The sequence below is a fragment of the Bartonella sp. TT110JLCBS genome (assembly GCF_042193405.1).
Classification (GTDB): Bacteria; Pseudomonadota; Alphaproteobacteria; order Rhizobiales; family Rhizobiaceae; genus Bartonella.
The window spans coordinates 71,082-83,737 of the sequence record NZ_JBHILT010000006.1 but is presented as its reverse complement, the minus strand read 5'-3'; the positions used below and the strand labels follow the sequence as shown (position 1 = coordinate 83,737).

Here is a 12,656-nt window from a genome sequence, read left to right as displayed (position 1 = left end):
CTTTAAAACGTTTTTTCTAGGGAAGAGATTTTTAAGTTGAGTTTATGAAATAAAAAGATCTTTTGAAAAGAAGTCTTTGTTTGTAATGTGTTCTTGAGATAATTTTGAAATTCTTTTCTCTGATTAAATCCCTTATAAGCTATATAAAATCTATAAATTATGCAGAATAAAATGAGTAGCCTCTATTTGTGGGGATACAATGGTGAATCTGTTAAAAATAGTTCAGTTAACAACAATGGCTTACCCGTTAATCGCAAACGGGAACGGCGTGCCCATAGCGCACCTTGTTGACCAATATGAATGTAATCGCGGGTTAATTTGTCATTGTTAAATAAATAATGTCCTAAAGGTACAGTTCCCAAATGCATCAAGGCTTGATTGTGTAGGAGGGTTTCTTGTGGAATTACAGTGCGTCCAAGGAGCCAAGGTTTATTATCTCCTATCAATATGACTTCGCGTAGCCAATAACGCGTACTTTTGGGTAGATGTTCTGCTTCTTCTTTTAATTTATCTCGCGTAATGAAACATTCGCGTTGTGGTTGAACTTGGAGGCAGGTACAATATTTTTTTAATCGAAGCGTCATTGAGCCCGATTCCATGAGCCAATCGCGAACGTTTTCTGGTATTGGAGGATTTTGATCAGAAAACCACTTTAGGGGTGGTAAGATGGAATCTTCAAGATCAGACATCGGTTTACTCTACAGCTAAAGTCTTATTCCATATGTTATGTTGGGTTAAATAGATAGCTCTATTGTAATACAAGGAGTGTAAAAGCAGCAAGATTTTAACAGGAAGATATCAAAGGGAAAATCGAAAGCAAAGGTTTTTAAAAGAAGATATGCAGGAAGTATATATTATAGGATTATTTTCATTAAAAAAGCAAAATAAAGTATTATGTTTTGTTCAAAGCGCTTTCACAATGCGTTACGGAAATTTCTTTATCGCATGAGAGCAATGGGAAAAATGTTTCGTGCTTTAAAATTCGTTTGTAACGCATATAAAGAAGAGCTAAAAATTCATCTATGCAAGATGATATAAAGAGGAAGTTTTAAGAGGAACAAAACTTTATTTTATACTTTAGAAAGTGAAGAGATATTCAAAACTTTTGAATTGAGATGTAAAGGAGATCGTATTCTTTATCATTTCGTGCTTACCGTCTCTCTTTATTCTTAAGAATGTAAAAGAGCTCTTCGAGTTTTCTTGGTAAAAAGGGTATTGTTGATAGAGTGTATAGGTGTTAAGCATTACACGGTAGAATTTTTAATCATCGTTAGTGATTTTTGTAACCTTATGAATTGTTATTACAGTGAGATATGCTGGATTTGCGCACGTGGTACAAAAATCAGTTCGTATTTCGTTAAAATAACGCAACATATCTCTCCTGATATGCGTAAGTTTATATAGGTATAAAATGGTGCGTTATGAAGTTTTTTACTGCATTTCGTTTTATAATACGGTGATGGTGTATGCCTAAAATCGCAGCTTAAGCATCTCACCATCATATCAAAATTGGTAACAAGTTACAGGGGAATATTTCAAACTCTGCTCGTTGTTTCCTAGTTTTGTATTGAATCCCAAAAGGTGTAAAAAATAAATACGCTATGATCGAATTTTTTGTCCTATCCATATAAGAATACAGGCTCCTATAAAACCTGAAATAAGATAGCCAAGCCAACCAGCAAAACTTACACCTAAAAGACTAAAAAGAAAGCTTGCTAGCGCAGCGCCAATAATCCCTAAGATAATATTTAACAATATTCCTGTTTGGCTTTTCATAATATACTGTGCAGCCCAACCTGCAATCCCGCCGATAATAATAGCTGCAATCCAACCGATGTTTGCATTTTCCATGATACCCTCCTTTGCCTGAATTTAAATTGTAACTAGAGTAAACTTTGTAAAAATCAAGGTTTATTCCTTTTTTACCCAGTGGAAAGGATATTTCTTTTAGAGATTTTACTTATTACTTTCCTTTATATTAAAATAATATTCACATTTATATCATAATAATACTTAATAAGTATAAATATATAATACGTTTTAATTTATAAACAAATTAATTATTTGAGAAATACGAATAAAATAAGAAAATATTAGTGAAAATGTTTTAAGATCTTATAAAGTGTATTTATAAGCTTTTTTAATCTCTCTCTTAAATTTAAAAAAATAATTGTGATTAAAGCAATAAGTAAAATGGATATTTAAAAGTTTTGAGCTTGCCAATTGATATCAATGATGTTTGAAATGAAAACTGTTTCGTTGACACGTTATAGCATGGCTGTATAGGTTGAACCTCTACCAGTCTTGATATAAACGTTGCATTTTTGTGGGGTTTTGTATTCCTTATAGAGTATTTCTGTTTCGCTGCTACTGTGAAGCGGTTCCCTTTTTACAAGGCGGGTTTAGGTTGGAACTATCATACTCTTGACCTATTCTTTGTGTGTTTAACAGTTTTGGCTTTGAGATGGTTAGGCATTTTTACGTCTTTCTTCAAGAGTTCTATTCTACATGCTGCTTTGTTTGTAATGTGCAAGCAAATGACTTTGAGCAATTCATCATGAATAGATTTTAAATGAAAGAAACTTACGATGAAGAAAGCTCATTTAAATTGTCGAATAATAAGATATTTTGATTAAATCAATATCTTGACTATATTCAAAATTGAATAATCGATGTGATGTGTGTTTTATTCAAGTTATTTGAAAAGTTTAAGTTTTTTCTGCTTGTTCTTCAGCAGGGTTGCGTAGACGAGAACTTTGAAGAAGTCCCTGTTCTTCTAAAATGGGGTAGATCATTGAGGTCAAAAGAGAGTTGATTTGTTTGAGGTCGCGCACAGTGTCGAGGTGAAGACTGGATGATTCTACATTTTTGAGATCCCCTTCACGCAGACGTTTAAAATGTTTTAAACTCATCTCTTTTTCTAAGTTTCGTAACTGATCTTTTTTTTGTACCAATAGGTGTGCAGTGTGTGTATCACGTGAGACGAGAACGTTAAATGCTATATGCGCGTTGGCTAGTACAATGGCGTGGAAACGAAGGAGATCACTCCAGCCCTCGCTGCTGAACTGTAAACCTTTCTGTTGTTTCTTTTTAACCAGCATCAGCATATTATGAATAATGACATCGCCTGCTTGGTCTAATTTTATACAGGCGCCTAGAAGTTCTTGTGTTTGAAAAGCTTCTTCGTCAGATAATTTTTGTCCCGCTAATCGGGCAAGATAAAGTTTGATGGCGATATGTTTTTTGTCCAATATGGTGTTGAGTTGGTTGAGTTCACGAATAATATTGGGATCAGGCTTTTCATAAAGTCCCATAATTTTTTCTAGCATGATGTCTACAAGATCACAAATATGAATGACTTCACGCATGACATTCGAGAGGGCGAGCGTTGGGCGATCAAGAACACTGTCATCAAGAGCTGTTTGATCGGATAAATTGAGCGTTTTGTCGGCTTGTATTTTTTTTGCACTTATATTCACGATCTGAGTGGTTAACTTTAAAATCCATTTTGAAAGCGGTATTCCAGCAAGGAGAATGAAAACATTAAAAATGATATGGGCGTTGATCACTTGAGTAGGGGCATTATTGCCAAGCCATGTGATGGGAGGATGAAAGGAGAGAAATAAGATAAGTATAAGGATTGAACCGGCCCCACGCATGAGTAAATTTCCTAAGGGAACGAGGCGAGTATTGGGAGAGGCGTTGCGCGTTAAAAGTGGTGCTATAAGAGAAGAGCCAAAGTTGACACCAAGAACCATGATAACACAGAGTTGCGTATGGATAAGGTCGTAATTGGCAAAATTGACCAGCAAAATAATTCCTGCAATAGATGAATGTAAGAGGTAGGTTAAGCCAGCAGCCAACAAAAAAGTGGAAACAGGATCGGTTGAAAGATAACGAATGATGCTAGGCAAAATTTCGCTTTCACGTAAAGGCTCTGTCGCTGTACTTATCATTTCTAAAGACAAAATTAAAAGACCAATACCGATGATAATACGTCCTATTTGACGCCATTCACGTTTTTCTGTTGTCATGAAGATACAAGTGCCAATTAAAAGACACAGGGGGACAACAAGAGTGAGGTCGTAGGTGAGAATTTTTACAACGATTGCTGATCCTAATTCTCCTCCGCGTACAGCCATAAGTCCTGCTACTCCAGAGACAAAACCAGCTTCAACGAAAGAGCCAACCAGGAGTGTTATTGCTGTAGAGCTTTGTAAAATCATTGCTGTAAAAAGCCCAAAACTTACAGCAAACAATGGTTTTGAAATGACGTGGCACATTTTATATTTTAGTCTGTCACCATAGGCGCGTTCAATTCCTGTGCGCACCATGCGTGTGGCCCAGAGAAGTAAAGAAATAGCGCCGGCAAGATGAAGGAATACCAACGAACCATTCATGATACTTTATTCTTTCTTTGTTGTTGTGAATGTTGTTGCCTCAAATTAATAAATTGAAGTTTATTGTTTTTATTTCACTTTTGCTTTTAATACTTGATTAAAATCATAACCGCTTGGATTTTGAAAAACCTTTAGACCGAAACAGGGCAGAATAGAATAAAGGTGATCAAAGATATCGCCTTGAATTTGTTCATAGTCTATCCAAACGGTGGTATTCGTAAAGCAATAGATTTCTAAGGGTAAACCATTTTCTGTAGGAGGTAATTGTCGTGCCATGAGGGTCATATTAGGATTGATGTTTAGATGCTGTTTCAGATAAGCAAAAACATAAGCACGAAAAGTGCCAATGTTGGTTAAACGGCGCGTATTGGCTAAGACATCATGATTTTTATCTAATTGAGCATTCCATTCATCAATTTCTGCTACTTTTTGCGTGAAATAATTTTCTAATAAATTAAATCGGGAAAGATATTTTTGTTCTTCTTTTGTGAGAAAATGGATACTTGATTGATCAATAAAAAGGGAGCGTTTGATGCGTCTTCCACCCGATTCTTGCATTCCACGCCAATTTTTAAAAGGGTCGGTCACAAGTTTACGGATAGGAACTGAGGTGATGGTGTTGTCGAAATTTTGAACTTTAACAGTATGCAAGGCAATTTCAATAACATCACCATCGGCACCGAGATTGGGGATTTCAATCCAATCCCCAACACGAACCATATCAGTGGATGAAATTTGAATACCGGCAACGAGAGAAAGAAGCGTATCTTGAAAAATTAACATGAGAACTGCGGCCATTGCACCAAGACCGGAGAAGAGAATAAGAGGGGAGCGGTCAATCAATGTAGCGACCATTAAAATTGTTGCAACAGCAAAAAGTGCAATTTTAGCAATTTGAATATAACCTTTTATTGGTTTTAGTCGTGCTGTTGGTCGTTGTTCGTAAAGGATGTTAATGACATTGAGACAGGAAGAAATTGTCAGGACAACAAAGAAGATAATGAAGGCGTTGGCAACATTACCGATGACAGTGCTAAAGGCATCGGGTAATGTTGGGATAAAATTAACACCAACTGAAAGAATAAAAGCTGAAGTGATATTTGCCATGTATTGAATAGCATTATTAATATCGATCGTTGTATTTTTGGGGAGAAAAGAAGAGAGTTTTTTTGCTCCGTGAATAAGTAATTTTCGTCCTAGAAAGTTCACTAAAAGGGCAGCTATAGTAAGAATAACAAGCCAAGAAATAGCCTCTAACCACGGATATTGAGCAATAAATTCGATCACTTTTTATTCTCCATTTCTAAAAATATATGCAGTTGAGGGTTTAAAATTTTACAACTGCTTAAGAGGAAGTATTGGAATTATGCTCTAAAGTCGTTAAATATGCAAAAAAGAATTTTCAAACTCTGTGAGAGATAATGCGTTTTCCGCCCGATTTCCTTAATGAACTGCGTACGAGACTCCCAATTTCAACAGTGATTGGGCAACGGGTGGATTTTGATCCTCGAAAAAGTAAGCCTTCACGGGGAGACTTTTGGTGTTGTTGTCCATTTCATGGTGAAAAAACGCCAAGTTTTCATTGTGATGATCATAAAGGGCGCTATTATTGTTTTGGTTGTGGTGTAAGTGGAGATATTTTTACCTTTTTGTGTGAGCTTGATGGACTGCACTTTTCAGAAAGTGTAGAGCGTTTAGCTGATTTTGCGGGAATGAAACTCCCTATTTTGGATTCACAAAGTCATAAACGTCAACTGGAAAAAGCTGACCTTTATGATGTGATGAAAATTGCTACAGATTTTTTTCAATATAATTTACGCGATAAAGGAGGTATGCAAGCACGTCGTTATCTGGATGCACGTGGTGTTACACCAGAGCTTGTAGAGCGTTTCCGCATTGGTTTTGCACCGGTAAGGCGTACAGCTTTGAAAGAAGCTTTGGGTGCACGGGGCATTTCAATAAAGCAAATGGAAGAATGTGGGCTTCTCTCAGTGCATGAGGAGAGCGCGGATTCTTATGACCGATTTAGAAATCGCATTATGTTTCCTATCGAAGATTTGCGTGGACGTGTGGTGGCTTTCGGAGGGCGTGCATTAGAGAAAGAGGCACGAGCAAAATATCTCAATAGCCCTGAAACAGTGCTGTTTCATAAAGGAAATATACTTTATAACGCGGCAGCAGCTCGCAAAAACAGTCGCTTTGTTGGCGATGAAAAAATTCATTCACTCCTTGTTGTTGAGGGGTATATGGATGTCATTGCATTGACTAAAGCTGGTTTTGAAGGAGTTGTAGCGCCCTTAGGGACAGCATTAACGGAAGCGCAAATTGAGCTTTTATGGCAGATGGGGAAGGAGCCTATTTTGTGTTTTGATGGTGATGATGCTGGTTTAAAAGCTGCTTTTCGTGTTGCTGATCGTGTGTTGCCTCTTTTAAAGGCTGGGGTTTGTGTACGCTTTGTTTTGTTGCCACAAGGGAAAGATCCTGATGAAATTGTTTGTGCTGGTGGAGCACAGCTTTTTTCTTCTTTTTTGCAAAAAGCTATTCCTTTGAGTGAGCTTTTATGGTGGCGTGCTACCTATGGAAAGCATTTTGAAATTCCAGAGACACGAGCAGCGCTAGAAAAACAACTAAAACAACAAATTTTTACGATTAAGGATGAAGATGTCCGTCGTTATTATTTGCAAGATGTAAAAAAACGCCTTTTTGATTTTTTTCGTCACTCTTTTTCGAAAAAAAGGGGGGAAGGGCGATATGGTCAATCTTCACCAAATAGGACCTTTAAAGATCAAACCTTTTCTCTGTTAGCAAATTCTGAAATAGTACGAAATTCTTCGCAATCTATTCCTTTGCGTGAAGCAGTGATTTTACTCACTTTAGCTTACTATCCTGAGTTGTGGTATGAAAATTTTGAAATTCTTTCTGAGTTAGAATTAAAAAATACGCAATTGATCATTTTTCATCAAGCTATGTTGGAAATTCTTGGGAATCAACAGCTTCATGATAAAGAGACGATGGTTGCATTCTTAGAGAAAAGAGAACAAAAGGCTCTGTTAGAGCGTATGAAACATCTTGTACAAAATATTGGTATGCGTATTATCCTTGGTGGAGCCCCTTTAGAAGATGCGCGTGCTATATTAAAACAAGCTGTCTACTTGCATCTTCAAGAACACCACCTACATAAGAGGTTACAGGATATTGAAGAGCAACTTGTAGAAAATCCTAAGAGTGAGGTTTTTGATCTGCTTCGTGAGGTAAAAAATGAGTTGGAGCAGATGCAGGCAACAGAAGCGTTAATTGAAGGGTTTGGAAGTTGGTTGGATGAAAAAATAGACGGGAATACACAAGATACGATAAAATGATTCGCTTTTTTAATGCGAATCAGTCACTTAAATTTTAGATGAGGAAGTTTATGTGGAGTGACATTTTATAAAGATGACAATTCAATTTTAGAAAAAGCGGGTAAATTTTAGGAAAAGCGGGAAATTGGTTCTTACGATAGGGTACAGAGATTATCTCAGAAGGGCTGAGAGGTGTCGGGGAAACTTCTGGAGTTTTCCCGCGTTTTTGTCTGGATGTCAAGTTTGTCTAGATGTCAGGGCGTATACAAAATGTATTCTTTCCAATGGTAATCTCTTAAAAGGAAGTATATATGAGTAACTATTGGTATTTTAGTGAGAACAAACAAACTGGTCACATGGAAACTATGGTTACATGGAAACTGTGAGGTGATCGAGTGGAGTTATGGTATGGCAACAAAGGTTAAACAGAAAGATAATGCAGAAGTAACAAGCCTAGCGAGTTTGGATAGTCCTCTTCTTGATTTTTCTGATGATGCCATCAAGAAAATGATTAAACTTGCCAAAAAAAATGGTTACGTAACAATGGATGAACTCAACGCAGTTCTTCCTTCTGACGAGGTTACATCCGAACAAATTGAAGATATCTTGGCGATGTTCTCTGAGATGGGGGTTAATGTTGTGGATGATGAGGATGAAGTTGAGTCTGAAAATTATGAAGAAGAAGTTACGGTAGAGGGGGGGGATTTAGTAGAAGCCTCTAGCCACGCAATTGCAACGACAACGAATAAACGCGAAGTAACAGATCGTACGGATGATCCGGTGCGTATGTATTTGCGTGAGATGGGAGCTGTTGAGCTTCTTTCGCGGGAGGGCGAAATTGCCATTGCTAAGCGTATTGAAGCAGGGCGTGAGACAATGATTGCAGGACTTTGTGAGAGTCCTTTGACTTTTCAGGCTCTTATTATCTGGCGTGACGAGTTAAAAGAGCAGCGTATTCTTCTTCGTGAAATTATTGACCTTGAAACGACTTATGCTGGTCCAGAAGCAAAGCAGGCTCCTGTTATTGAGCGAAGTAAAGTTGGTAAGACAGAAGAAGAAAAAATGTCTTCTGGTATACGTAATATGGGGGAGAGCGCAGGAGAGAGAAACATTGAAGATGATGATGAAGAAGATGATGACGATGTTAATTTATCGCTTGCTGCAATGGAAAATGAACTTTGTCCTCAAGTTATGGAAACATTGGATTTCATTGCTCAGACCTATGTGAAATTACGAAAATTACAAGATCAGCATGTTGAAAGCAGTTTGGCAGAGCGTAAAGAAGGGGCTCTTACTTCTTCTCAGAAGAAGAAATATATGCAATTAAAGGGTGAGTTGATTCAAGCAGTAAAATCTCTTTCTTTAAACCAAAATCGTATCGAAGCTTTGGTTGAACAGCTTTATGACATCAATAAGAGATTGATTCATAATGAAGGTAAGCTGAAACGGATTGCCAATAGCTATGGCATTGGCCATGAGGATTTTTTAAAAGAATACCAAGGACGTGAATTGGATGCAGATTGGATGAATTATATTGCTGCTTTGCCTACACCTGGTTGGAAAGAGTTTTCGGTGCGTGAAGCAAAAGAAATCCAAAAATTGCGGAGTGAGATACAAAATCTTGCGCAAGAAACGGCTATTTCGATTGGTGAATTTCGTCGGATTGTTATGCAGGTGCAGAAAGGTGAACGCGAATCAACAATTGCAAAAAAAGAGATGGTGGAATCTAATTTACGTCTTGTCATTTCAATTGCAAAAAAATACACTAATCGTGGCTTGCAGTTTCTTGATCTTATTCAAGAGGGCAATATCGGTTTGATGAAGGCTGTGGATAAGTTTGAATACCGGCGCGGCTACAAGTTTTCAACTTATGCAACATGGTGGATTCGTCAGGCCATTACGCGTTCAATTGCTGATCAGGCACGCACTATTCGTATCCCTGTTCATATGATTGAAACAATTAACAAAATTGTTCGTACCTCGCGTCAGATTCTCCATGAAATTGGACGAGAACCAACACCAGAAGAATTATCTAGCAAGCTTTCTATGCCGTTAGAAAAAGTACGAAAAGTTCTTAAAATTGCAAAAGAACCTATTTCTCTCGAAACGCCTGTTGGTGATGAAGATGATTCCCATTTGGGTGATTTTATTGAGGATAGGAATGCGTTATTACCAATTGATGCTGCTATCCAAGCTAATCTGCGAGATACGACAACACGCGTTCTTGCTTCATTAACACCGCGGGAAGAACGTGTTTTGCGGATGCGTTTTGGAATAGGGATGAATACCGATCACACATTGGAAGAAGTGGGACAGCAGTTCTCAGTTACAAGAGAGCGTATTCGTCAGATTGAAGCAAAGGCACTTCGTAAATTGAAACATCCTAGCCGTTCACGAAAATTGCGCAGTTTTCTCGATTCTTAAATAAAGGAATTCGTGTGCATTTTAATAACTTCCTCCTTCTTCTTAATGAAGGGGGAGGTGCGTCACGTTGTACTTGGATGCTTTCTTGAGAAAAACATAGGAAGAATTTGAACAATCTAGAAAGTTTGCGATGTTTAATGGTTCTCTTAGCTTTGGGGCTTTGTACTTCTCTGTCTCAAAAGAATAGATATAGGGCAAAGGGTGGTTATGAAGTAGAGAGAGGCTTTCAAGAAATGAATGATAAAAACATTCTCTTGTGTGTAGCGCGGTTCGTTTTTTAAGAAATAGAATCTATTAGGAATAAACTTATATTGCAACATACGGAATTTTTGATGAAAAATGGGTATTCTTTGCGGAATTTTTCTATCATTTTAGGTGACGCATTTTACTCTTTGTCAGTTTATAAAGAGATGTTTCAATAGGTTACGTTCATTTATATACGCTATTTTTTGAATATTCTCTTTTATTCAGATAGATTTTAAGAACATGGTGTAAAGTATACATTGAGTTAAATCTTTTTAAGAGACAAAAATAGATGAAATTATAGAAATTAAATGTTTCATTTTTTATAGATCGTCTTAATTAAAAAAGGTGTGTCTGAGTTTATGAGTGGAGAACTCCCCTTTTGGAAAGTAAAAAAATTAGAAGAGATTTCCATTTCTGAGTGGGAGAGCCTTTGTGATGGCTGTGGCCGTTGTTGTCTCCATAAAGTTGAGGACGACGATACGGGTGACCTTTATGCAACCAGTATTGCTTGTCGTCTTTTAGATGGGGAAACCTGCAGGTGTCGAGATTATGCTCATCGTAAATCAATTGTACCAGATTGTATATCGCTAGACATTCCGACAGTTAAAACAGCCCGTTGGCTTCCAGAAAGTTGTGCTTATAGATTAATTTATGAGGGAAAAGATCTTCATTGGTGGCATCCATTGGTATCAGGAGATTGTCAGACGGTACATACCGCGCGTATTTCTGCACGCGAACAGATAGAGGTTTACGAAGACGAATTATTATCTGAGGAAGATTATCTTTATCACATTACTGCTCTTCTACGTGAAGGCCAGTAATGTGATTTTTTATACAACAGTTGGTGACTTAGTCGATTGCAAAGACTACAGTGACGCTCACATTATAATTTAATTCACCACCTGCAAAATTTGTATTTGCGTAGCTTGCATCTGCTGCTCTACTCATGAGACGTGGTGCTGGATGGTAGTAATCATCCTTTTCATTGATTTCAATAATTTTTCCTAATTTTAAATCGGCAGCTTGTGCTATCGTTTGCGCTTTTTCAATGGCTTCAGTAATGGCTTTTTTACGTGCTTCTTGATAAAATGGCTTTGTATCTGCGTTGGTAAAAGTAATGCCGTTAACTGAATTAACACCTAGTGTCATCGCTTGATCAAAGATTTTACCAGCATTGGTAAGATCACGAATGCGCACGGTTAAAGAATTTGAAACATGATAGAGTTTTTCATTATTCTTTTTTTCGTGGTGTTTATCAGGAGTTGACTGATAAATGGATAAGCCTGATGTTTGCAAATCATTTGCTTGGATGCCATTGTTTTTAAAAGCTTTTATAATATCATTGATGGATTGATTATTGGAAGCTAATGCCTTTTGGGCAGTTTTGTCATAGGTAACAACGGCTAGATTAATAATGGCCATATCCGGTGCTGCTTGACTTTCTCCGGTTGCAGTCACTGTGATTGTTGCATTTTTTATTTTGTTTGCTTCAGCATGTACAGTCAATGAAGTGGTTAAGAGTGTGAATGCTAATATAGCTGTTTTAACCAGAGACCCCTTCAGTGGTTGAACTTTCTTTTTTATCATATCTATTCCTTTAATATTTATCAGTTTATTACTTTCTCATTTTTGAGAGTTTTTGTAAAGAAATTAGAGCACTAGAAAAAAAACCAATAGAAAAGAGAAAAAAAGAGAAAAAGATGGGTTATAATCTGGGTCAGCTCTTGTATCATAAGGCATTTTAGTTTAGAGAGAAACAACCTATTTGGGGCCTGTAGCTCAATTGGTTAGAGCCAGCGGCTCATAACCGCTTGGTTGGGGGTTCGAGTCCCTCCGGGCCCACCAATAGGGAAATGTCCAATAGAAAAATGGATAGCTTATATAAAAGTTTTGAGATTCTACCTTTTTCGTTTTTTATTTATTTTACTGTTTGTTCTAGAAGCCTTTAGTCGTTGTTTGTTGCAGTTTTTTCTCTCAGTCGCTTTAATATGATGGTATGGTTTCTTATTCTCATCAAAGAAATTCTCTCATTTGCAACATTGTAGCATTTGGATTAACTGATATGTGTCGCTATTTACTTTCTTAATTCATACTACTGTTTTGTACTTTTTCTGTATGGTGTTCTTCATAAAATAGAAGGCTAAAAGCTTTATTGGATAAGTTTATTTATACTTGTTCTGCAAATAAACAGATCTCAATAAAACCAATTTTAAAGATTGTACCTGTTCAGAACAAATGGCTCAAAAAA

The 12,656-nt window shown here is 37.0% G+C and carries 8 protein-coding genes and 1 tRNA gene; 4 read left to right on the top strand and 5 right to left on the bottom strand.

Annotated features, from left to right (window positions below):
* Positions 1-182: 182 nt before the first annotated feature.
* The 4 genes from ubiC to ACFILW_RS04220 form a co-directional block, all read right to left on the bottom strand.
* On the bottom strand, positions 183-689 hold the full coding sequence (gene ubiC / locus ACFILW_RS04235) for a chorismate lyase (protein ID WP_375623428.1): 507 nt from the start codon (positions 687-689) through the stop codon (positions 183-185).
* A gap of 910 nt (positions 690-1,599) precedes the next feature.
* Positions 1,600-1,851: a GlsB/YeaQ/YmgE family stress response membrane protein gene (locus ACFILW_RS04230; protein WP_375611967.1), complete on the bottom strand. Its 252-nt coding sequence runs from the start codon at positions 1,849-1,851 to the stop codon at positions 1,600-1,602.
* 857 nt (positions 1,852-2,708) lie between these two features.
* Positions 2,709-4,400 (bottom strand): Na/Pi cotransporter family protein, encoded by a 1,692-nt coding sequence (locus tag ACFILW_RS04225; protein WP_375685225.1) that lies wholly within the window; start codon positions 4,398-4,400, stop codon positions 2,709-2,711.
* 69 nt (positions 4,401-4,469) lie between these two features.
* Positions 4,470-5,687, bottom strand: a complete 1,218-nt coding sequence (locus tag ACFILW_RS04220) for a mechanosensitive ion channel family protein (RefSeq protein ID WP_375623424.1) — start codon at positions 5,685-5,687, stop codon at positions 4,470-4,472.
* A 134-nt stretch (positions 5,688-5,821) separates the two neighbouring features.
* Between ACFILW_RS04220 and dnaG the strand changes: the two genes are divergently transcribed.
* From dnaG to ACFILW_RS04205, 3 genes are all read left to right on the top strand, one after another.
* On the top strand, positions 5,822-7,759 hold the full coding sequence (gene dnaG / locus ACFILW_RS04215; protein ID WP_375685224.1) for a DNA primase: 1,938 nt from the start codon (positions 5,822-5,824) through the stop codon (positions 7,757-7,759).
* A 387-nt stretch (positions 7,760-8,146) separates the two neighbouring features.
* Positions 8,147-10,162 carry an RNA polymerase sigma factor RpoD gene (gene rpoD / locus ACFILW_RS04210; RefSeq protein WP_375623420.1) on the top strand — a complete coding sequence of 672 codons (2,016 nt, stop codon included), beginning with the start codon at positions 8,147-8,149 and terminating at the stop codon, positions 10,160-10,162.
* 605 nt (positions 10,163-10,767) lie between these two features.
* A complete protein-coding gene (locus ACFILW_RS04205) occupies positions 10,768-11,229 on the top strand; it encodes a YcgN family cysteine cluster protein (protein ID WP_375623418.1) in 462 nt (153 codons plus the stop codon).
* Positions 11,230-11,257: 28 nt separating this feature from the next.
* Here ACFILW_RS04205 and ACFILW_RS04200 read toward each other — a convergent pair whose 3' ends face one another.
* Positions 11,258-11,995 carry an SIMPL domain-containing protein gene (locus ACFILW_RS04200; protein WP_375623416.1) on the bottom strand — a complete coding sequence of 246 codons (738 nt, stop codon included), beginning with the start codon at positions 11,993-11,995 and terminating at the stop codon, positions 11,258-11,260.
* A 181-nt stretch (positions 11,996-12,176) separates the two neighbouring features.
* Between ACFILW_RS04200 and ACFILW_RS04195 the strand changes: the two genes are divergently transcribed.
* Positions 12,177-12,253, top strand: a tRNA-Ile gene (locus ACFILW_RS04195).
* Positions 12,254-12,656: the final 403 nt, after the last annotated feature.